General features: G+C 70.0%; 17 protein-coding genes and 2 tRNA genes. 15 read left to right on the forward strand and 4 right to left on the reverse strand.

What is annotated here, in order from left to right; translation table 11 throughout:
- Positions 1–6 precede the first annotated feature (6 nt).
- The 8 genes from VXC91_RS15850 (at position 7) to VXC91_RS15885 (ending at position 10,686) form a co-directional block, all read left to right on the forward strand.
- Positions 7–1,341: an ADP-ribosyltransferase gene (locus VXC91_RS15850; protein ID WP_329507908.1), complete on the forward strand. Its 1,335-nt coding sequence runs from the start codon at positions 7–9 to the stop codon at positions 1,339–1,341.
- A gap of 22 nt (positions 1,342–1,363) precedes the next feature.
- Complete coding sequence (locus VXC91_RS15855) at positions 1,364–1,765, forward strand: hypothetical protein (protein WP_329507909.1); 402 nt, start codon at positions 1,364–1,366, stop codon at positions 1,763–1,765.
- Positions 1,766–1,953: 188 nt separating this feature from the next.
- Positions 1,954–2,430: an HD domain-containing protein gene (locus tag VXC91_RS15860; RefSeq protein ID WP_329507910.1), complete on the forward strand. Its 477-nt coding sequence runs from the start codon at positions 1,954–1,956 to the stop codon at positions 2,428–2,430.
- Between the two features lie 57 nt (positions 2,431–2,487).
- Positions 2,488–2,811 carry a hypothetical protein gene (locus VXC91_RS15865; RefSeq protein ID WP_329507911.1) on the forward strand — a complete coding sequence of 108 codons (324 nt, stop codon included), beginning with the start codon at positions 2,488–2,490 and terminating at the stop codon, positions 2,809–2,811.
- 106 nt (positions 2,812–2,917) lie between these two features.
- Positions 2,918–4,273: a type VII secretion integral membrane protein EccD gene (eccD, locus tag VXC91_RS15870; RefSeq protein WP_329507912.1), complete on the forward strand. Its 1,356-nt coding sequence runs from the start codon at positions 2,918–2,920 to the stop codon at positions 4,271–4,273.
- A gap of 49 nt (positions 4,274–4,322) precedes the next feature.
- Positions 4,323–5,453, forward strand: a complete 1,131-nt coding sequence (locus tag VXC91_RS15875; RefSeq protein WP_329507913.1) for a MinD/ParA family ATP-binding protein — start codon at positions 4,323–4,325, stop codon at positions 5,451–5,453.
- A gap of 22 nt (positions 5,454–5,475) precedes the next feature.
- Positions 5,476–9,183 carry a type VII secretion protein EccCa gene (gene eccCa, locus VXC91_RS15880; RefSeq protein WP_329507914.1) on the forward strand — a complete coding sequence of 1,236 codons (3,708 nt, stop codon included), beginning with the start codon at positions 5,476–5,478 and terminating at the stop codon, positions 9,181–9,183.
- A gap of 81 nt (positions 9,184–9,264) precedes the next feature.
- Positions 9,265–10,686 carry a DUF6177 family protein gene (locus tag VXC91_RS15885; RefSeq protein ID WP_329507915.1) on the forward strand — a complete coding sequence of 474 codons (1,422 nt, stop codon included), beginning with the start codon at positions 9,265–9,267 and terminating at the stop codon, positions 10,684–10,686.
- Positions 10,687–10,811: 125 nt separating this feature from the next.
- Here VXC91_RS15885 and VXC91_RS15890 read toward each other — a convergent pair whose 3' ends face one another.
- Complete coding sequence (locus VXC91_RS15890; protein ID WP_329507916.1) at positions 10,812–11,978, reverse strand: acyltransferase family protein; 1,167 nt, start codon at positions 11,976–11,978, stop codon at positions 10,812–10,814.
- 511 nt (positions 11,979–12,489) lie between these two features.
- Here VXC91_RS15890 and VXC91_RS15895 point away from each other — a divergent pair.
- Positions 12,490–12,684: a hypothetical protein gene (locus VXC91_RS15895; RefSeq protein WP_031130848.1), complete on the forward strand. Its 195-nt coding sequence runs from the start codon at positions 12,490–12,492 to the stop codon at positions 12,682–12,684.
- Between the two features lie 532 nt (positions 12,685–13,216).
- Here VXC91_RS15895 and VXC91_RS15900 read toward each other — a convergent pair.
- On the reverse strand, positions 13,217–13,501 hold the full coding sequence (locus tag VXC91_RS15900) for a M48 family metalloprotease (protein ID WP_329507917.1): 285 nt from the start codon (positions 13,499–13,501) through the stop codon (positions 13,217–13,219).
- 670 nt (positions 13,502–14,171) lie between these two features.
- On the opposite strand from VXC91_RS15900, the gene VXC91_RS15905 reads away from it, so the two are divergent.
- The gene (locus VXC91_RS15905; RefSeq protein WP_329507918.1) at positions 14,172–14,486 is read left to right on the forward strand and encodes a hypothetical protein; all 315 of its coding nucleotides are present in this window, start codon (positions 14,172–14,174) and stop codon (positions 14,484–14,486) included.
- 122 nt (positions 14,487–14,608) lie between these two features.
- On the opposite strand, the gene VXC91_RS15910 is transcribed toward VXC91_RS15905, so the two are convergent.
- Positions 14,609–14,679: transfer RNA gene (locus tag VXC91_RS15910), tRNA-Gly, on the reverse strand.
- Between the two features lie 152 nt (positions 14,680–14,831).
- Here VXC91_RS15910 and VXC91_RS15915 point away from each other — a divergent pair.
- The 5 genes from VXC91_RS15915 to clpX all read left to right on the forward strand — a co-directional run bounded on the left by VXC91_RS15915 (position 14,832) and on the right by clpX (position 19,891).
- A tRNA-Pro gene (locus tag VXC91_RS15915) sits at positions 14,832–14,908 on the forward strand.
- 203 nt (positions 14,909–15,111) lie between these two features.
- Positions 15,112–16,485, forward strand: coding sequence for a trigger factor (tig, locus tag VXC91_RS15920; RefSeq protein WP_329507919.1), 1,374 nt, complete (start codon positions 15,112–15,114; stop codon positions 16,483–16,485).
- A gap of 474 nt (positions 16,486–16,959) precedes the next feature.
- Positions 16,960–17,571: an ATP-dependent Clp protease proteolytic subunit gene (locus tag VXC91_RS15925; RefSeq protein WP_329507944.1), complete on the forward strand. Its 612-nt coding sequence runs from the start codon at positions 16,960–16,962 to the stop codon at positions 17,569–17,571.
- Positions 17,572–17,731: 160 nt separating this feature from the next.
- Positions 17,732–18,412: an ATP-dependent Clp protease proteolytic subunit gene (locus VXC91_RS15930; protein ID WP_329507920.1), complete on the forward strand. Its 681-nt coding sequence runs from the start codon at positions 17,732–17,734 to the stop codon at positions 18,410–18,412.
- 192 nt (positions 18,413–18,604) lie between these two features.
- On the forward strand, positions 18,605–19,891 hold the full coding sequence (gene clpX, locus VXC91_RS15935; RefSeq protein ID WP_329507921.1) for an ATP-dependent Clp protease ATP-binding subunit ClpX: 1,287 nt from the start codon (positions 18,605–18,607) through the stop codon (positions 19,889–19,891).
- 71 nt (positions 19,892–19,962) lie between these two features.
- Here clpX and VXC91_RS15940 read toward each other — a convergent pair whose 3' ends face one another.
- A complete protein-coding gene (locus tag VXC91_RS15940; RefSeq protein WP_329507922.1) occupies positions 19,963–20,925 on the reverse strand; it encodes a hypothetical protein in 963 nt (320 codons plus the stop codon).
- Between the last annotated feature and the right edge of the window lie 98 nt (positions 20,926–21,023).

Below are 21,023 nucleotides of genomic sequence, written 5' to 3' on the forward strand. Positions count from 1 at the left end.
GGATCCGTGCATCTGCCGGACGGCCGCCTGCTGGACACCGACGGCAACCTCATCGGGCACGACGGAACGATCGACACGACGCCGGTGCCTTACGAGGTGGCGCCGGGTCTCCCGGCCCACTGGACGATCCAGGAGCCGGCGCTGTCCGGAGTGCGGGCGGGGGACGGCGTCCCTGGCGGGGTGACCCACACGAGCGACACATTGGCCACCGATGGTTACCTTGACATCACGCCAGGTGACCACCGCGCCCCCGCGCCCGCCGGCATCCATGGCCATACGCCGGGCGGCTCCTTCGACGGGCCGCCGGCGATGTACGACCACGCGCCTGCCGCGACGCCGCACGGCCACGCACCGGCGCCGACGTCGTTCGAGCACGCTCCGACGCACACTGGGCACGATGTTCCCGTGGCTACGCCCCACCCGGGCCCCGACCTGCCCCACGGCTCCGGCCACGACACCCCGGGCGGCCACCCGCACGACGGGTCCCATGGCGCCGGTCACGACCACCATGAGGGCCCGGCGCACGACGGTGCCGAGCGCGATGCCGCGCATGCCGGTGACCACACGGAGCTCGGGCACGACGGCGTGGACACCACTGCGCACGCCGACGCCGACGCACCGGTCGCCTCTGGTCCCCCGGGCGCGGACACACCGGGGCACGGCGGGGCCGGGGAGCCGTTCGAATACAAGCCGCTCGTGTCTCACGCGGATTTCAACAAGCTCACGGATGAGCAGAAGCACGCGGTCGCGGCAGCTGAGTTGTCTGACGGAACCCGACCCATCGCGGATGCCGACGCTGCCATTGCGTACGGCCGCGACCACTGGAATGACTTCGTGGAAAACTTGAATCCGACCGCGCAGCAGTCGCTCAGGAATTACACGGGTGAGACATTCCCCTCGTATCACGACATGAATGGCTATCTCAGGGGGGTCCACGGGTACGGACCCCACCCGCAGGTGCTGCACGACATTGACCAGATGGACAAGGTGATGTCCACTCGACCCGTGCCGGACACCATCATGGTGGCGCGAGGCACCAATCTTGGATACCTGAAGCTTGGATCACCAGCTGAAATGCTGGGGCAAACCTTCCCCGACAAGGGGTACACCTCCACGTCGCTCGGCAATCACCCGGTGCGTACATTTGAAGGAAAGGAAGCGATCCTGCGTCTGCGTGTTCCCAGGGGCACGCCTGCCCTCTGGCTGGAGAAGGTGAGCCACTTCGATGTGGAGGAGCGGGAGTTGCTCCTCGCGCGTGGGACCAAGTTCAAGGTCACTCGCGTCTTCATGGACAGCAAGGGACAGTGGCAGGTGTATGGAGAAGTCCTGCCCAGGCCGTAAGACGCAAAGGAACGTGCACCTCATGACAAGTGATCGACCCGTCAATCCGCGTCTGAACGAAGACCTGCGGTTCGACGTCGAGCCGGGTGGTCCTCCGCGCTACAACTCCACCACCGACAAGCCGGTCCAGTACCTCAAGGTGGCTGACACCGAAGGCCAGGTAATCGGCTACGTATGGGCGAATGACGAGGACGACGCTGCAGGCTGGGTCACCCGAAAGGCCGGTGGACCCCCTGCGTTCAATGAGGGTGTCCTGTGGGCCACGTGGCTCCACGAAGCGAAGGAGCGCGGCATCCCGCCCACGGCCGCCCTGGCCGAGATGGTCCGGGACTCGAGCGCGGGGGGGATCGGGCACGTCGTTCCCGGGTTTTCGGCAGAGGCCCCCACCCCCGCGACCGTCGCAGCTCTCGCGGACCAGGACTAAAGGCAGACGCGACAACCTGCCCAGCTTCCCGTACGTGGCAAGGCGAAGAGGCTTCAGCAGGCCCCGGTGCCCCGCCGTAACCAACCCGCGTCCGTACCGTGCGTGCACGACCGCGCCCGGGGTGTACTCCCCGCTCGTCCGTGCCTTATGTTGCAGGGCAAAGTGAGGGGGAGCTTGCCATGCCGCTCATGCCGCACGAACCGCGGTCATCAGAGGCACACATGAGCCTGGCCGAGGTCGAGGCCATCGCGTGCGCCGCGCACGCCGCGCAGAAGGACAAGGCGGGGCGGCCGTACACGGAGCATCTGCGGGCGGTCGCCGAGGGCGTACGGGCCCGCGGGGGCGGTGACGAACTCGTCGCCGCCGCCTGGCTGCACGACTCCGTGGAGGACGGCGTCCTCGACGAGGGGTGGCTGGAGGCGGCCGCGTTGCCGCAGGTGACCAAGGACGTGGTGCGGGCCGTGACCAAGCGCCCCGGTGAAGAGCCGAAGGCGTACGCGCGGCGCATCCTCGCCACTCCGGGCGCCCGGCTCGTCAAGGCGGCCGACCTCGCGCACAACGCCGACCCGCGGCGGCTCGCCGCCCTCGATGCCCCCACTGCCGAGCGACTCACCCGCAAGTACGCCGCCATGCGGACGTACCTCGGTCTCGGTCCCGACGACTGACGGCCCCTCAGTGACCACACACCACGCAGGACGGCACGGAACGGCTCGGGACAACTGATGGCACGGGACTACGACAGCCAGTTGCTGGAGTCGGTGGCGGTACGCCGCCGCCGGATGCGCGACGCGCTGCTGTTCGGCGCCCAGCGCGGCCGGCGCACGGTGGACGAGCGGCTCGGCAAGCTCTTCGCGGGCATCGCGATCACCGCCGTGCTGTGCGCCGGATGCGTCGGCTGGTCCTTCCTCCAGTCCAACCTGGCCAAGCAGAAGGCCGAGCAGAAGAAGCAGGAACAGCAGCAGGAGCAGATGTACAACCCGTCCGGGGACAGCGGGAGTCCGACGCCCGCCGCCGGCGGCACGAGGCAGGCCACGGACAACAGGTGAAGGGGGCACCCCGCGTGGACACGACCACGTCAGAGAAGCCGGACGTCGCGGATCCCCCTCCCAGAAGCCCCGTTTCGGACAACATCACGATGGTAGGTTCCCGCAAGTGGTGAGCACAGCAGCGGCTTCCCGGGCCCAGCTGAGCCGGGTCACCCTGGTCGGTGAGCGACGGCGAGCCGACATCGTCCTGCCGTCGGACACCCCGATCGGCCAACTGCTCCCGGACATCCTAAAGTTGCTCGACGACCGGGCCGCCGCACGCCCCATGGCGCGGCAACTCGTCACCTCCGACGGCTCGGTGCTGCCGCACGACGCGACGCTGTCCTCGGCCCAGGTCGCCGACGGCGCCGTGCTCCAGCTCGTCCGCGCGCACGCCGCGCCGCCCGCGCCCGTGGTGCACGACGTGACGGACCAGGTGGCCGACGACCTCGACCTGCGCGCTTGGCGCTGGCGCCCGGCAGCCCGCAGGGTCAGCGCCGGTGTGGCCACGTTCGTCTTCGCGGTGGCCGCGGCCGTGCTCGCCCGGCGCGAGTTCGACCTCCACTCCCTCACCGCGGGACTCGTGGCCGCCACCCTCGTCCTTCTCGCCGCCGGGGCCGTCGTCGCCAAGGTCGGGGACGGCAACCAGAGCCTTGCCACCGCCCTGTTGCTTGCTTCCGGCGGACTTGGGCTGCTCACCGCCTGGACCGCCGCCGACGCCTACGGCTGGCCCGGCACGGCCCGGCTGGCCGGTGTCGTGGCTGCGCTGGTGCTGACCCTCGTGCTGCTCGCGCTCTTCTCGCCGCTCGGCCGTGGGGGGCTCGTCGGGGCAGGGGCGACGACCGTCGTCGCCCTCGTCTGGGAAGCCGTCGCCGCCGTGCAGGACCAGCCGGCCGAGCTCGGCGCCGTGATGGCCGTGTTCTCGGTCGTGCTGCTCGGGCTGCTGCCCCGGTTCGCGCTCATGGTCTCCGGGCTGACCGGGCTCGACGACCGCCGGTCGGGAGGGGTCTCGGTCAGCCGGCACCAGGTCGGCAACGCGCTCGCGGCCACGCACCGGGGACTGGCTCTCGCGACCGTCGTCACCGCCGCGTCGGCCGCCGCCGGAGGCTGGCTGCTGACCACCGCGCCTGAGCCGACCGCATGGACCGTGACCCTCGCGTCGCTGGTCGCCGTCGTGCTGCTGTCCCGTGCCCGGGCCTTCCCGCTGGTCGCCGAGGTGGTCGCGCTGTTCGCCGCGGCTGCACTGCTCGTCGTGCGCCTGGTGGTGCTGTGGATGGACCACGCCGCGGGCGCCGGGCCGCTCGCGGTGCTGTGCGCGGCGGCGGTGCTGCCGCTGCTCGTCCTCGCCGTGCAGCCGCCGGAGCACATGCAGGTACGGCTGCGGCGCATCGCCGATCTGATCGAGTCGATCGGCGTGATCGGACTGTTCCCGCTCGCCGTCGGTGTCTTCGGCATCTACGGGCAGCTGCTCGACAAGTTCTGACACATGGTGCGGCCGCTCCGGGGCGGAGCGGACAGGAGAGAAGGGCGACATGCCGAACGGTGAGAACTGGCAGAGCGATGTGCTGCGCGACCTGAGGGGCGCCTCCGGGCAGCAGGAGTCCCAGCCGCAACCGCAGGGCGCATCCGCGCAGGGCCGGCAGCCCGTGCCCCCGCGGGCGCACGCCGCCCACCAGGGCGCCCCCGCGCAGCCCCAGCCGGTCCCCGCTCAGCGGCCCGCAGGACCCCCTCCGCAGGTCCGTACCCCGGACTCCCGCCCGGTGGTGGACAAGCAGCTCGCCGGCGCCGGTCTCAAGCCCCGCCACGGAGAGCCCCTCGCCGCCCGTGCCCTGCGCGCGGCGCGCCGCACCGTCTCCTCGTCCGCCGCCCGTGAGGTCGCCGGGGCGACCGCCACCGCCGAGGTGCTCCAGCAGGCCGTGACCACGGGCCGTCAGATCGCCGTCACCTCCATCCGCGGCGGAGCGGGGAAGACGACCGTCGCCGCGCTGCTCGGCACCACGTACGCGCACTACCGGCACGATCCGACCCTCATCGTGGAGGCCGACCCCGCCCTCGGCTCGCTGCCGCTGCGGCTCGGCGCCGAGACGCTGCGCTGGACCACCGGCGACGTGGCGGGCATCGTCGAGCCGCAGATGTCGCTGCTCGACGTCACCGGCTATCTCGTCCAACTCCCGGACAACGCCTGGCTGTTGCCCGGAAGCCAGAGCCAGATCGGGGCCATGCTCGACACCAAGGCGTACGAGCGGGTCATGGTGTCCCTGCGCCGCTACTTCGGTGTCACCGTCGTCGACTGCGAGACCCTGCCGGCGGAGGTCGCCCGCGTCGCGCTGTCGGCCTCCCAGGCCCGGGTGCTCACGGCACCCGCCACGCTGGAGGGCATCTCGAGCACATACGCCGTACTGGCGTGGATGCGCGGGCTGCCCCGGCACGTCATCGAGGGGACCGTCGTCACGCTGAACGAGATGGTCCCGCACACCGGGCTCGACGTCGACAAGGCCGCCGATACGCTGAAGGCCACCGGAGCCCGGGTCCACGTACTGCCCTACGACCGGCACCTGGCGGCCGGCGGCACGATCCGCACGGAACTCCTTGCGCACGGCACCCGCCAGGCCGCCACGCGCCTGGCCGCGGAGGTCTTCCGGCTCTCCTGGAAGCGCCGCTGAAACAAGGGGGAGGAACAGGCAGATGAGTATCCGACTGATCCACCGCCCGGCCCGCACCACCCGGCCGCCGGCGGCCCCGGACCCACGCACCATCGAGGCGCCGCCCAACCTGCCCGAGGGGAAGGCGGGTTCGATCGCCACCTCGCTGCTTCCCGTGGCCGGTGTGATGTCGTCCGTCGTGATGATGACCGTCGTGCGCAACAGTCAGTTCGCGGGGCTCGGCGCGATCATCCTCGTGGTGACCATCGTCGGCTCCATGGCCCTGGTCTTCTCCCAGCGCGGTAAGGCACAGCGCACCCGCCGTATCCAACGCGAGGCGTATCTCGCGTACTTGGAGGATCTGCGTGAGGAGCTGTCCAAGGAGGAGCGGCAGCGGCGCGAGACGGCCCAGGTGCTCAACCCGCCGCCGGACGCGCTGTACGACATAGTCCGCGACCCGGCCCGGCTGTGGGAGCGGCGGCGGACGGACGGCGACTTCCTGCGCGTGCGCGTCGGCACCGGGGAGATGCCGGTACAGGATCTGAAGGTGGGTCAGCAGAGTTCCTCCGTGCTCACCCCGCCCGACCAGTTCATGCTGAACGAGGCGTCCGCGCTGACGGCCAGGTTCGGCACCGGCACCGAACTTCCGCTCACCGTCCCGCTGGACCGCGTCGGCAACATCAGCGTCATCGGCCCCCGTGAGGACACCCTGCGCGTGGCCCGCGCCCTGATGGTCCAGGCGGCCGCCACGCACGCCCCCGACGATGTCGCCATGGCGCTCGCCGTGCCCGGCGACCGGCTGGCGGAGTGGGAGTGGGCGAAGTGGCTCCCGCATCTGCTCGACCCCGAGCAGTTCGACGGCCCGGTCGCCGCCCGCCGCATCGCCCCCTCGCTGCCCCAGCTGGCCCGCCAGATCGGGCCCGAGCTGCGCCGCCGCGCCTCCTTCGCCGCCGAGGTGCGCCGCGGTCTGTCCGGCAGGGACGCGCTCGCCATGAACTCGCGGCTGCTGGTCGTCACCGACGGGCACGGCGAGGACGCCGTCGACCTGCCGCGCCCCGACGACGCGGTGGGCCTGCGCGACATGGGCGTCACCGTGCTGCACCTGCTCGATCAGCGGATCCAGGAGCCCGGCCAGGTCGGGGTCAGGATCACCGTGGACGGTGCCCGGATCGACATCGAGGACCTGCGCGAGGCGGAGCCGATCAGTGCGCACGGCACGGTCGACCGGGTCGGCATCCCGTTCGCGGAAGGTCTGGCCCGGATGCTCGCTCCCTTGCGGCTGTCCGCCGAGTCCATGGTCGGCGTCCCGCTCACCGGGCCGGTCGACTTCGCCGAGCTGCTCGGCATCGACGACGTGGCCCGTCTGGACCTCGACCGGCTGTGGTCACCGCGTGGGGAACGCGCCTTCCTGCGCGTCCCCGTCGGCATCAGCGACAGCCGTGAGCCGGTCCTGCTCGACCTGAAGGAGTCCTCCGAACTGGGCATGGGCCCGCACGGCCTGTGCGTCGGCGCCACCGGCTCCGGCAAGTCCGAGCTGCTGCGGACCCTCGTGCTCGCCCTGGTCGCCACGCACCCGCCGGAGGACCTCTCCCTGGTTCTCGTCGACTACAAGGGCGGCGCCACCTTCGCCCCCTTCGCGGACCTCCCGCACGTGGCCGGCGTGATCACCAACCTGGAGAACCAGGCGGGCCTGGTGGAGCGTGTGCACGCGTCGCTCGCGGGTGAGGTCAAGCGCCGCCAGCAGGTCCTCAAGGATGCGGGCAACGTCGCGGACATCGGCCACTACGCCGCCCTGCGCGCCGAGAAGCGCCCCGATCTGGAGCCGCTGCCGCACCTGTTCGTGGTGATCGACGAGTTCGGCGAACTCCTCACCGTCAAGCCGGACTTCATCGATCTGTTCCTGTCCGTCGGCCGTATCGGCCGCTCCATCGGAGTCCACCTGCTGCTGTCCAGCCAGCGCATCGAGGGCGGCAAGCTCAAGGGTCTGGACACCTATCTGTCGTACCGGCTGGGTCTGCGCACCTTCTCCGCGGACGAGTCACGCACCGTCCTGGACACCGCGGACGCCTTCCACCTGCCGCCGCTGCCCGGCTTCGGCTACCTCAAGGTCGACACCAGTCACTACGAGCGGTTCAAGGCGAGCTATGTCTCCGGCGCCTACCGCGGGCCCGTGCAGCGCGAGGAGGAGGACACGGGGCCGCTCGCCCTGGCGTACGAGGCCTACAACACGCTGGGCGGTCAGGAGAGTTCGGGCCCGGAGGAGCCGCAGCTGCGGCGCCGCGAGACCGGCCCGACCGAGATGGGCGTCATGGTCCAGCAGATCGAGAACGCCGGCGCCAGGCCCGTACGCCAGATCTGGCTGCCTCCGCTGCCCGACGCCGTGGCCCTCGACAAGGTCGCCGGGCCCGTCGAGGTCGGGGCGCGGGGCATGCAGCTCGCCAATCAATGGGGGCGCGCGGAGCGCTCGTTGAGGGATGGTGGTCGGGCGACGGGCGGGCGGGGGCCGCTCCGGGTGCCGATGGGCATCCTCGACGACCCGACCAAGCGGTGGCAGGGCCAGTGGTACCTCGACCTCACGGTCGCGGGCGGGCACGCGGCGGTCATCGGCGGACCGCAGTCCGGCAAGACGACGCTCATGCGCACCCTCGCCCTGTCCCTGGCGCTGACCCACACCCCGCAGGAGGTCGGCATCTACGGCCTCGACCTGGTCGGCGGAGGACTCCAGGCCCTCGCCGGGCTCCCTCACGTCGGCGGGGTCGCGGGCCGTGCCGACCGCGAGCGCGCCGCACGCACCATCGACTCCGTGCGCGGCATGCTCGACCAGCGCGAGGAACTGTTCCGCATCCACAGCATCGACTCGCTGGAGCAGCTGCGCGACCTGCGCGCGGCGGGCCGTCTGCCGGAGCTTGCCTCCACCGAGATCGTGCTGCTCGTCGACGGCTTCGGCGCCCTGCGGGACGACTTCGAGGAGCTGGACGACGCGGTCGTCGACATCCTCAAACGGGGCGGCGGTTACGGCATCCACGTCGTGGCGGGCATGCTGCGCTGGAACGATGTGCGCATCGCCACCCAGTCCCAGTTCGGCACCCGGGTGGAGCTGCGCCTGAACGACACCAGTGAGTCCAGCATCGACCGCAAGCTCGCCGAGACCCTCGCACCGGAGGAGAAGGGCCGCGTCCTCACCGACGGCAAACTCTTCGCCCAGGTCGCGCTGCCGCGCACGGACGGCGTCGCCGACACGGCCGACCTCGGTGCGGTCCTGGAGCGCACGGCCCGTACGGTTCGCGCCACCTGGACGGGCGACGTGGCCCAGCCTGTCCGCATGCTGCCGCATGTGCTGGAGCCCAGGCTGCTGCCGAGCCCCGCGGCCGAGCCCCGCCGGGTGCCGATCGGCCTGGACCAGAACCGGCTCGCGCCCGTCATGCTCGACTTCGACGACTACGACGTCCTCACCACCGCGGGCCAGCAGCCGCTCGCCCCGTTCCTGCCCTACATCCCCTCCGCGATGGACATCGGCCTTCACTTCGTCCTGACCCGCCGTGTCGCGGGAGCCTCGCGCGGTCTGTACGAGCCCCTGCTGCAGGGCCTGCGCGAGTCCGGTGCCTCGGCGCTGGTGATGGCGGGCGACCGCAGCGAGGGCCAGCTCTTCCCCGGCGTCTACGCCACCCAGCAGCCGTCGGGGCGCGGGGTGCTGGTGCGCCGGGGGGAGCCGAACCGGCTGATCCAGACCGTGCACGCGGGGGACCGGTGAACCGGAGGAGTCCCGTGGGGCGTCCACGCCTCCGAACCCGTACGCCACCCGAACCGACCAGCGTGAAGGAACGGCCGACCCATGACCAAGGACGTCATCGCCCTGACCCGGAAGATGCCCGACCCGCTGAGCGTGATCGCGGGTCTGCTCTCCGGCGGCCCGGACAAGCTGGTGGGGGTGGAGGGCGACGGCGCCGTCGTGCAACTGTGCGACGAGCAGGGGCGCCCGCTGGTCTCCGTGGAGGCGCCGCTGCTCGTCCAGGTCAGGGGTGAGGCGCAACGCCTGCTCGGTGCGAGCGAGCCGGAGGTGCCGTACTGGTGGACCGAGGCTCGCGCGACCACCGGGGTCGAGGATGCCGAGCGGCTGGCGGGCACCTTCGCGGCCCGCCTGGCGACGCTGGTCGGGGGCACCGCCTGGCCGCCGCAGGCCGCGACGTCCCTCGCCGTGGTGAAGACCGAGGGACTGAGCGCGGTACCGACGCCCGCCGCCGCGCAGCCTGCGGTGGACGTGCTCACCGACAAGGTCGCCGTCCTGATCCAGGACCGCCCGGTCGTCGCGATGACGGCCTGGCTCTCGGACGCTCTGCGCGCCGCCGCCGACGCCGAACTGGGCCTGCAGATCGTCACACCCGCGGGGGCCCGTCTCTCGGCCGCCGTGCGCAACAGCCTGCCGGGCTGGCCCTCCCGCTGGGTCGTGCAGGACGAGACGGACGGCTACTACGACGGGCTGTCCGGAGCCGTGCTGGAGTGGAACAACGGCCTGTTCGTGACGGTGGAGTCCCCGGACGCCACCCCGCAGGACCCGCGCACGCCGATCGCGGACGCGTACAGGAGGGACGTCGAGGACACCGGGGAGCGCCAGTTGGCGATCTCCTTCCGGGCGATCCACCCCGCCGACGACCGCCTGGTGCTCGGCGGTGCGCTCGAGACCGTATGGCGCGAGATCACCGGCGAGCCGCCAGCCGGCTGGGGCACCGAGGAGCCGGCCAACCTCCCGTGGTCACTGCGGCAGTTGACGGACGTGGCCCACGAGCGGTCGCCGGCACCCACGTGGCTGGTCGTGGTCGGTACCCCGGAACGCCCCGGCCTCGCGACGGTGCGGATCACCCGCACGAAGGCCGGGGTCGAGGAGGACGTCACACTGGCGTTCGGCTACGGGCCGGGGGAGGAGGTGCCGACGGACGCGGTGCGCGGGACGGCCGAGGTGCTCGCCACCCGGCACGACCTCCAGTCGATGCTGGTCCAGATCCGCAAGGCCCGCCGCGATCTGTCCGTGCCGCCGCGCTTCGAGGGACCGGGCGTCCCGTTTGCCTTCGTCCTCGGCGCGGAGGAGGTGAGGACGATGCCGGGCGACCGCGCCCGCCGCACGCCCCTCGCCGAGGCCCCGGTCCCGATGGGGCCGAGGACCCGCCCGGCGCTCTACTACCCGTTGCCGGGGGATCCGGGAGACCTGTCGGGCTGGACGGACTTCGAGCGCCTGATGCGGCACCTCAAGGGTGCGTGACGACGAGGGGCGCCCCGTGAGGGACGCCCGGCTGTGACGTCGTGCGGTTCCGTCGCCTGGGCGGGTCGGGCGACAGCCGGCCCGCGGTTCCCCACGGCGACCGGGGGGCGCCCTCGGCCCACGCGCTAGGCCCTCGCCCGTTCGCGTGCGAGGGCCGCCGCGTCCCTCTTGAACGCCCAGGCCATCTCGGGCTCCATCACGAAGCGGAAGACCTTCCGCACCGGCGGCGAACACAGCGCCGTCACCAGGACACCCGCGGCGAGCGTTACGAACACCTCACCGAACGGCCGGTGCAACCACGTCTGGTCGTACCAGCCCCGGTAGTCCGCGGCCTTCACGAAGAATCCGTGCAGCAGATAGCCGTACAGCGTGCCCGCGCCCAGCGTGGTGAACCACATCGTCCGGCGTGGGACCCAGGCGAAGAAACCGGCCGTGAGCAGCAGCGAACAGCCCAGCAGGGCGAGGACCATCACGGGACCGCACCACCAGGGCACCCCCAGTTCCTGCGCGCTGTCACGGTGGAAGAACCAGGAGGCGTTCATCCGCGGCACGGCCCACCACGCCACGGCGAACCCGCCGACGAGCACCGGCACCGACAGGACGCGCACCTCGCGGCGCCGCAGCATCTGGAAGTGCTCCGGCCTCATCGACAGACCGATGACGAAGAACGGCAGGAACTGCAGCACTCGCTGGAGGTCCAGGTCGTCGCCGATGTCGGACGACACGGAGGCCAGCATGGCGATCACGATCGCCAGCGGGACCGGCCACCGGACCAGCTTCCAGATCGGGGTCGTCAGCCGCCAGATGAAGAGCGCGGCAAGGAACCACGTCAGGTACCACGGGTCGAGCAGGCTGATCGGCAGGCCCGAATCGCCGCCTATCGCGCGCTTGAAGAGGACATACACCGTCTCGAACACGACGTACGGCACCACGACGCCGGTCACCAGACGCTTCAGCCGATCCGGGCGCATGTCGAAATTGCGTGAGAAGTAGCCGGAGATCAGGATGAATGCCGGCATGTGGAAGGCGTATACGAACATGTACGCCGCTTCGAGGGTGCGGTGGCCGCCCTTGAGGGGCTCCCAGGAGTGGCCCATCGCCACCAGCACGATCGCCAGGTACTTGGCGTTGTCGAAGAAGGCGTCACGCTGCTTTGCCGGCGGCTTGTCGGGCTGGGGAGCGCGCGGACTCGGTACGCCCTGTCCCGACGACTGCGTGGGGAGTGGCGCACGCGACGGCGGTGCCGAGGACGGGCCTGTTGCTCTTGCGGAGGACGAGGCAGCGTGGAACATCTGAGGCACCCTAGCGTTGTCCGTGGGTTTTCGTAAAACCCTCGATGTAAATCCCTCTTTTGCCTGCGTGTACCCCCGATTTACGAAAGTCGGCGTGGTCGGGGCGTGTTCTTGCGCACATCGGACGCGGTGTCGATTTACCTACCACATGCGGCCGTTGTGTCCGCATTCATCACGACTAAAAGGTGCATAACGCCCGCGAGCGACTCTGGCGAAATGTCCGGCCAGACTGGGCTGCCGGTAATTTTCGAATACCTGCGGACGCGATGTGTGCACACTGAAATGATCACTGTTGAATGCCTGTCGGTCGCCTCTGAAATGCCGTGCGGGAGAGCCGTGTTCGCTCTCGCCCGTCCGTGCGGTCCCGGCGGCGGGCGCGGCTGGGGTGGCCGACGATGCCTCACGGGCCGCATATGGGGGGCTTGTTGGTGGCACGATGGTTCCGACGGGGGCGTGCAGGGGTAGGCGCCCCCGGGCCGGGAGAGCGGACGGACCGAGGGTGTGATCAGTTGTGGCCATTTCGCTGTCAGTGGTGCTGCTGTTGGCGATCATCCTGGTGGTGTTGATCCGAGGGGGCTCGATCAAGGCGGGCCCGGCGATCGTGGCCATCCTCTTCGGCTTCTTCCTCGCCTCGACCGGTATGGCCCCGTCCATAAACCGGTTCCTCAACTCCATAGCGGACACCATCAACTCGATCAGCTTCTGACCGGGTGAGAGGGGAACGTACGCCGTGGACGGTGGCCAGTGCGTCTCCCCACCGGCCGCCGGAAACGTCCTGGCTCGGGAAGCCGTCCCGGACGATCCGCCGGGTCACCTCGCTGCGCGCCCCGGCGAGTTCGGCGGCGATCCGGCGCTCCCGGTCGCCGTCCGCCGACACGGCCGCAGGCGCCGGCGTGCTGACGAGCAGGCACTGCCGCCGCAGGTGGTTCGGCGGGTGGGTCGGGTCCACGCTGTGTCCGTGCCGGGCGCCGGTGCGCCGTCGGTGCTGGTACTCGAACTCGGGGATCGACGCCCCATGGGTGCGGTGAACCCTTCCCGCAACTCGTCCGCCCGCGCCGCGGCTTCGCGGTTGGCGCGCAGTCCGGTCAGCGTGGCCTCGGTGGCGTCGCGCTGCAGGGTGGTGGCGCCGGAGCCCCTGACCAGGAGCCGTTCCATGACGCCCACGGCGCTCTCGGTGGACCCGACATCGGCGGCCTCGCGGCCGGCGAGGTACTCGGCCCGCTGCTCGGCCCGCAGCGTCAGCAGGCGGCGCGCCCGCGAATGCGGTACCGCACGACACTCGCGTTGACCGCCGCATCCACGACGATCACGTTCACGCCGCGGGTGCCGACCGCCCGCAGGACATGGTCGACCAGCGCGTACAACGCGGGGGTGTCGGCGCGGTACAGAACCGGCCATTCCCGTGGCAGGCGCAGCCCCCACGGAACCAGGGCGACCGCCACCGCCGGGAGGAGCCGACCGAGCACCACCTGGGCGCTGCCCCCTCCACTCACCACGCACCAGATGCCGGCGACCACGAGCACCACCGTCACCCCCGTGCACGGCGGGAGCGATCGCGCAGGCGAGGAGCGAAGAGGCGTCGCGCCGCGCGCGCAGGGTCCCGCCCGCCGTCATCTCGGCGAGCAGCCTCTCGCCGTGCCGTCGGGACAGTGCGCGCCGCACCCTTTCCAGCCCGCCGTGCTGCTCAGGCCTGGCTGGTGGCCCATCTAGTGCTGTGGCCGGAAAGGTTTGCCGGTGAACCTTTCCGGTCGCCGCACTAGAGAGGTTCACGGCCGTCCTGCTGTCCTGACCGGCACGGGGCCACCCGGTCGGTGGAACGACGTCGGCTGGCAGTTGTTTCGGCGTGAGTGATCACAGCCCCTTGCGCTGACCTGCGGGCCTGCGATCAGGCCGGGATCAGGGACAGTTCATGATCTTCGACACACGGGGAACACGATCGGAATCCGAACGGGCACGCAACGGGCACACAAGGCCGAGCGAAGATCGGAAATGCATCACAGTGTTCGGCATCATGCCCGTGTGGACTTCGACCTTGCCCCGCCCGCCGGCGTCGGCCCCTTGCGGATCGGGATGCCTCGGCAGGCGGCCGGCACTGCACTGGACGCATTCCGCGATCCCTCTGCGATCTCGGAGTCCGATAGGCCGGGGCAGCATGTCTTTCGTCCCAGCGGACTGATGATCAGCATCCACTGCATGCGAGACACGCTCGAAGCGATCGAGCTGGGGAGGCCGTCGACGCGGACGGACCGAGTGATGTTCCGCGACCTGGACGTGTTCGCTCTCCCGGCCACCGAGCTGGTGCGGCGCATGGGCGAGCGCACCTCGATCGAGGCGGACCCCGACGACCCTGCCTCACTCATTGCCCCGAACCTGCTGCTGAGCTTCTGGCGCCCGTTTGCGGCCGACGACGGGTCGGAGGAGGAGCAGGGCTATTACTTCAGCTCAGTCCTTCTGGCGCGGCCCGGCTACTACGACACCCCGGCCCAGGCCACAGAGCGGCTCCCGTAGCTCCTGACAGACCGGATCGGATCCGAACGGGCACGCAAGGGGCACCTAGGCCCGAGCGAAGATCGGAAATGCATCAGGGCCAGGCGGAGGATTGCTCCTCCGACCTGGCCCTGAGCCGTAAGAGCGGGCGACGGGAATCGAACCCGCGTAGCTAGTTTGGAAGACTAGGGCTCTACCATTGAGCTACGCCCGCAACAGGAGCGCCGCAGGTCAGTGACCGCGACACTGGAGGCATCGTAGCGGGTCGTCCGCCCCGTAGGCCAACGCGTTCGTCCACGCGCGAGCCCGTGAACAAACGGGCCGACGCATCCGGCCAGGGCATGTACCCTACGTGTCGCACCAGCACGGGGTGTGGCGCAGCTTGGTAGCGCGTCCGCTTTGGGAGCGGAAGGCCGTGGGTTCAAATCCCGCCACCCCGACCACCGTCCGGCGCCGCTCGGCGCAGGATTGCTTGATCCCCTTTTGGGGCGCTGACCGGCTGCGGTTACTATGCAAGCTGCGCGCCCGTGTGTCTGCACTGCCACGTCTCTCAGGCAGGGGCCCGCTCCATCCGCCGTAGGCCCGCCCGTCCGGGGCGGGGCAGCTCGGCAGAACCCCCAGAAGTCAGCCACAAGGAGACCGAACCGTGAAGAGCGCCGTGGAGACCCTGAACCCGACCCGGGTTCGGCTCACTGTCGAGGTGCCCTTCGAGGAGCTCAAGGACAGCCTCGACGCGGCGTACAAGAAGATCAACCAGCAGGTCACGGTGAAGGGCTTCCGCAAGGGCAAGATCCCGGCCCGGGTCATCGACCAGCGGTTCGGTCGTGGCGCCGTGCTCGAGGAGGCCGTCAACGACGCGCTTCCGAAGTTCTACACCGAGGCGGTCAACGAGGCCGAGCTGAACCCGCTGGGCCAGCCGGAGGTCGACATCAAGGAGCTGAAGGACAACGTGGTGCTGTCCTTCACCGCCGAGGTCGACGTCCGCCCGACCATCGAGGTCCCGGACTACTCCGGCATCGAGGTCGAGGTCGACGCCATCGAGGTGACGGACGAGGACATCGAGAAGTCGGTCGAGCAACTGCGTGACCGCTTCGCCTCGACGACCCCGGTCGAGCGCGCCGCCGAGGACGGCGACGTCGTCACGATCGATCTGGAGGCCAAGGTCGACGGCGAGGTCCTCGAGGACGGCGTCGCCGACGGCGTGTCGTACACCATCGGCTCCGGCGAGCTGCTGGACGGCGTCGACGACGCCGTGAAGGGTCTGTCGGCCGGCGAGGAGGCCACCTTCGCCTCCGAGCTCAAGGGCGGCTCGGCGGCGGGCAAGGAGGCCGAGGTGACGGTCAAGGTCACCCAGGTCGCCTCCCGTGAACTGCCGGAGCTGGACGACGAGTTCGCGCAGCTGGCGTCCGAGTTCGACACGCTGGACGAGCTCAAGGCCGACAGCCGCAAGCGCCTCGAGAACATGAAGCAGTACGACCAGGCCACGCAGGCCCAGGAGCGCGTCCTGGACAAGCTGCTCGAGCTGGTCGAGGTCCCGATCCCCGAGAAGCTGCTCGAGGACGAGATCAACACCCGCAAGCACAACCTCGAGCACCACCAGCTCCCCCAGATGGGTCTGACCCTCGACAAGTACCTGGAGATCCAGGGCACGACCGCCGAGGAGTTCGAGACCGAGACGCGCGAGGCCGCGATCAAGGGCATCAAGACCCAGTTCGTCCTCGACGAGCTGGTCAACAAGGAGAAGCTGAACGTCGGCCAGGAGGAGCTCACCGAGCACCTCATGCGGCGCGCCGCCTCCTCCGGCATGTCCCCCGACCAGTTCGCCCAGGCGGTCGTCGAGGGCGGCCAGGTCCCGATGCTGGTCGGCGAGGTCGCCCGCGGCAAGGCCCTGGCGGTGGTGGTCGAGGCCGCCACGGTCAAGGACACCAACGGCGAGTTGATCAACTTGGACGACGAGGACGAGGACGAGGCCGCGGAGGGCTCCGCCGAGGCCGCCGCCGAGGAGAAGCCGGAGGCCTGACCTCCTGCGGCGGACAGCCGTGCCGACGGGTCCCGCGACGCGCGTGTGCGCTGCGGGGCCCGTCGCCCTATGTGTCCGGGCGACGACGGCTTGGGGCCGGCCGCGCCCGGGAAGGGGCGCGGCGCCGGGAGCGTCGCACGGCCACCGTGAGGGGCGCGAGTCACCACCAACAGCCCGCATCGACGCGACCGCCGGAGCACCCGCGGCGACAATGGATCCGGGGCCCGGAACGGAGTCTGCAGTAGGCGCCCCGGACGCCGGGTTCCGCACGGCCAACGCCCATGCGCTGACAGCGAACACCCGCTGAACCGGGATGGCACCCGCCTGCCTGCGCGTTAGGGTCCATGAATACGAGGGCAGGGGAGTCCCCGAAGCCGCCCCGGCGAGGGGCGCACGGGGTCCCACGCCCCGGCAGAACACGTGAGACGGCTCCGCGCCGTCGTAAGACGAGCAGGTGGATACGTGACGAATCTGATGCCCTCCGCCGCCGGCGAGCCTTCCATCGGTGGCGGCCTCGGCGACCAGGTCTACAGCCGGCTGCTCAACGAGCGGATCATCTTCCTCGGCCAGCCGGTGGACGACGACATCGCCAACCGGATCACCGCACAGCTGCTGCTCCTTGCCGCCGACCCGGACAAGGACATCTACCTCTACATCAACAGCCCCGGTGGCTCCATCACCGCCGGCATGGCGATCTACGACACCATGCAGTACATCAAGAACGACGTGGTGACGATCGCCATGGGCATGGCGGCGTCGATGGGGCAGTTCCTGCTCAGCGCGGGTACCCCGGGCAAGCGGTTCGCCCTGCCCAACGCCGAGATCCTGATTCACCAGCCCTCGGCCGGCCTCGCCGGCTCCGCGTCCGACATCAAGATCCACGCCGAGCGGCTGCTGCACACCAAGAAGCGCATGGCGGAGCTGACCTCTTTCCACACCGGCCAGTCGGTCGAGCAGATCACCCGTGACTCGGACCGCGACCGCTGGTTCGACGCCGAGGAGGCGAAGGGCTACGGCCTGATCGACGAGGTCATCACCACCGCTGCCGGCATGCCGGGCGGCGGAGGCACCGGGGCGGGCTCGTAAGGGCTCACCGGGCCACGTACGGCCGGTGGACACTCGAGAGGTGCCACCCGGCCCGCCGTACGGTCCGGTCTGCCCCGTATGGGCTTCACCGGGCCCCTCCAGGCCCCCAGCGCCCCTCCAGCCCCCAAGCCACCGCCACAGCCCCTTTCCAGGAGACACCGTGAACGACTTCCCCGGCAGCGGCCTCTACGACCGTGTGCGCGCCGAGTACACCGCCCCCGTGGCCGAGTCCCGCTACGTCATCCCGCGCTTCGTGGAGCGCACCTCGCAGGGCATCCGCGAGTACGACCCCTACGCGAAGCTCTTCGAGGAGCGCGTGATCTTCCTCGGCGTCCAGATCGACGACGCCTCCGCCAACGACGTCATGGCGCAGCTGCTGTGCCTGGAGTCGATGGACCCCGACCGTGACATCTCGGTCTACATCAACAGCCCCGGCGGCTCCTTCACCGCGCTCACGGCCATCTACGACACGATGCAGTTCGTGAAGCCGGACATCCAGACGGTCTGCATGGGCCAGGCCGCCTCCGCCGCCGCGGTGCTGCTGGCCGCGGGCACCCCGGGCAAGCGCATGGCGCTCCCGAACGCCCGTGTGCTGATCCACCAGCCGTACAGCGAGACGGGCCGCGGTCAGGTCTCCGACCTGGAGATCGCCGCCAACGAAATCCTCCGGATGCGCTCGCAGCTGGAGGAGATGCTGGCCAAGCACTCGAACACACCGATCGAGAAGATCCGTGAGGACATCGAGCGTGACAAGATCCTCACGGCCGAGGACGCCCTGGCGTACGGCCTGATCGACCAGATCATCTCGACCCGGAAGATGAACAACACCTCGGTCCGCTAGCGCGAATCGGCTCGATTCGTCATCGGACCTGTATCGTCTGCCGCCCCTTGGCCCGGTTTGACACGTTACACGTCAAAGTGAACCGTGCCAAGGGGGGCCCGAACGGGGGGCCCGGCAAGGTACCGTCGGACATAAGGCAGCACCAGGAGCCGCTGGATCCAAGGCGTCTCCCAGGCGAAGGGGAAGCACACCGTGGCACGCATCGGTGACGGCGGCGATCTGCTCAAGTGCTCGTTCTGCGGCAAGAGCCAGAAGCAGGTCAAGAAGCTCATCGCAGGCCCCGGTGTGTACATCTGCGACGAGTGCATCGATCTCTGCAACGAGATCATCGAGGAAGAGCTCGCGGAGACGAGTGAGGTGCGCTGGGAGGAACTTCCCAAGCCCCGCGAGATCTACGAGTTCCTCGAGGGGTATGTGGTCGGCCAGGAGGCGGCCAAGAAGGCCCTGTCCGTCGCGGTGTACAACCACTACAAGCGGGTCCAGGCCGGTGAGAACGGCGGCGCCCAAGGCCGCGACGACGCCATCGAGTTGGCGAAGTCGAACATCCTGCTGCTGGGCCCGACGGGCTCGGGCAAGACACTCCTCGCCCAGACGCTGGCCCGCATGCTGAACGTCCCCTTCGCCATCGCCGACGCGACGGCGCTGACGGAGGCCGGCTATGTGGGCGAGGACGTCGAGAACATCCTCCTGAAGCTGATCCAGGCCGCGGACTACGACGTCAAGAAGGCCGAGACGGGCATCATCTACATCGATGAGATCGACAAGGTGGCCCGCAAGAGCGAGAACCCCTCCATCACGCGTGACGTGTCGGGTGAGGGCGTCCAGCAGGCGCTGCTGAAGATTCTGGAGGGCACGACGGCGTCGGTGCCTCCCCAGGGCGGCCGCAAGCACCCGCATCAGGAGTTCATCCAGATCGACACGACGAACGTGCTGTTCATCGTGGGCGGCGCGTTCGCGGGACTGGAGAAGATCATCGAGGCGCGGGCGGGCGCGAAGGGCATCGGCTTCGGCGCGACGATCCGCTCGAAGCGCGAACTGGAGTCGAAGGACCAGTTCGAGGACGTGATGCCCGAGGACCTGGTGAAGTTCGGCATGATTCCCGAGTTCATCGGCCGTCTCCCGGTCATCACCTCGGTCCACAACCTCGACCGCAAGGCCCTCCTGCAGATCCTGGTGGAGCCCCGCAACGCCCTGGTCAAGCAGTACCAGCGCCTCTTCGAACTCGACGGCGTGGAACTGGACTTCGAGCGCGAGGCCCTGGAGGCCATCGCGGACCAGGCGATCCTGCGCCAGACGGGCGCCCGAGGACTGCGCGCCATCATGGAGGAGGTCCTCCAGGCGGTGATGTACGAGGTCCCGTCCCGGAAGGACGTCGCTCGCGTCGTCATCACGGCGGACGTCGTCCTGTCGAACGTGAACCCGACGCTGATCCCCCGGGACGCGCGCGGTCGTGGGCCCGGAGAGCAGAAGTCGGCGTAACGCGGTCACCCGAACGAGTGAGGGGCCCCGGTCAATCGACCGGGGCCCCTTCACCGTTGGGGCGTAAGACGTCAGGCCTTGACGCGCACGTCGTTGCGGAGCTTGGCGGCGAGGTCGGCCGTCTCGTCGATCGATCCTGCGTTGCCGGTGGCCATGGAGGCGAAGCTGAACGCCGTGACGTCCGCGACGGTGCTGTGGTCGCCCCAGATGCAGATGGGCATCTTCACGCTCTTCGCGGCACCGGCGCTCTTGCTCGACGCGTCGTCGTTCTCGAACTGGGCCACCTGGCACTTCATGATGCCGTTCGCGAAGCCGGCCGGGTGAACCGTCTCCGGGCTGCCGAGAAGCTGGCCCTTGCTGGTCTTGTCCTTCTCGGACTCCGACTTGATCTTGGCGAACATGGCGTCCACCACGGCCTCGGGGTCGTCGATGGTGCCGTAGACGCCGCCGAAGGTGAGGTTCTTGGCGGACACTCCCGTGCCGTTCTGGTACCCGGCGCTGACGTCCTTGGGGTTCTTCACCCCCCACTTCTCGAAGTCCGCCAGGTCGTCGTCGCTCATCGAGTCCGGGGAAGTGCTGCTGCCGGCCTTCTTGTACGTACCGTCGATGACCGTAGCCGGCGCCGACAGCTTGTGCGGGCCGTCGTCCGGCACCGAGCCGGCGCCGCCGCCCCCGCCGATCACGAAGTACGCGCCCACCGCGATCGCCGCCACGACCGCCACCGCGCCGATGATCAGACCGGTCCGCTTCTTGCTGCCGTCCGGCGCCGGCGGCTGCGGGACGCCGTAGGGCTGCTGGCCGTAGGGGGCCTGACCGTAGGGCTGCGTGGGCTGCTGCCCGTAGGGGTTGGACTGCGGCGGCACACCCTGGGGGGCCTGCTGCGGGTAGCCGTAGCCGGGGGACGGCGGAGCCTGCTGGGGGTAGCCGTAGCCGGGCTGGGGTGCCTGCGGCGGCTGGCCGTAGGGACCCGGCTGGCCGTACGGCCCGGGCTGCTGGGGCTGCCCGCCGTACGGGCCCGGCTGGTTGTAGCTCATCTTCTGGGTTCCCCTCCAGAGACTCTTATGTACTCCCGACATCCTGGCGCAAGCGGACGAACGCCGTGCCACCGGGTGGCCTCACCGTTACGAAAGAA

This window comes from Streptomyces chiangmaiensis (assembly GCF_036281785.1).
Classification (GTDB): domain Bacteria; phylum Actinomycetota; class Actinomycetes; order Streptomycetales; family Streptomycetaceae; genus Streptomyces; species Streptomyces chiangmaiensis.

What these genes read in the sequence shown, in the direction of transcription:
- VXC91_RS15855 (WP_329507909.1), top strand. Translation starts at nt 1,364, where the DNA reads ATGACAAGTGATCGACCCGTCAATCCGCGTCTGAACGAAGACCTGCGG.
- VXC91_RS15860 (WP_329507910.1), top strand. Translation starts at nt 1,954, where the DNA reads ATGCCGCACGAACCGCGGTCATCAGAGGCACACATGAGCCTGGCCGAG.
- VXC91_RS15865 (WP_329507911.1), top strand. Translation starts at nt 2,488, where the DNA reads ATGGCACGGGACTACGACAGCCAGTTGCTGGAGTCGGTGGCGGTACGC.
- VXC91_RS15875 (WP_329507913.1), top strand. Translation starts at nt 4,323, where the DNA reads ATGCCGAACGGTGAGAACTGGCAGAGCGATGTGCTGCGCGACCTGAGG.
- eccCa (WP_329507914.1), top strand. Translation starts at nt 5,476, where the DNA reads ATGAGTATCCGACTGATCCACCGCCCGGCCCGCACCACCCGGCCGCCG.
- VXC91_RS15885 (WP_329507915.1), top strand. Translation starts at nt 9,265, where the DNA reads ATGACCAAGGACGTCATCGCCCTGACCCGGAAGATGCCCGACCCGCTG.
- VXC91_RS15890 (WP_329507916.1), bottom strand. Translation starts at nt 11,978, where the DNA reads ATGTTCCACGCTGCCTCGTCCTCCGCAAGAGCAACAGGCCCGTCCTCG.
- VXC91_RS15905 (WP_329507918.1), top strand. Translation starts at nt 14,172, where the DNA reads ATGCGAGACACGCTCGAAGCGATCGAGCTGGGGAGGCCGTCGACGCGG.
- VXC91_RS15925 (WP_329507944.1), top strand. Translation starts at nt 16,960, where the DNA reads ATGCCCTCCGCCGCCGGCGAGCCTTCCATCGGTGGCGGCCTCGGCGAC.
- VXC91_RS15940 (WP_329507922.1), bottom strand. Translation starts at nt 20,925, where the DNA reads ATGAGCTACAACCAGCCGGGCCCGTACGGCGGGCAGCCCCAGCAGCCC.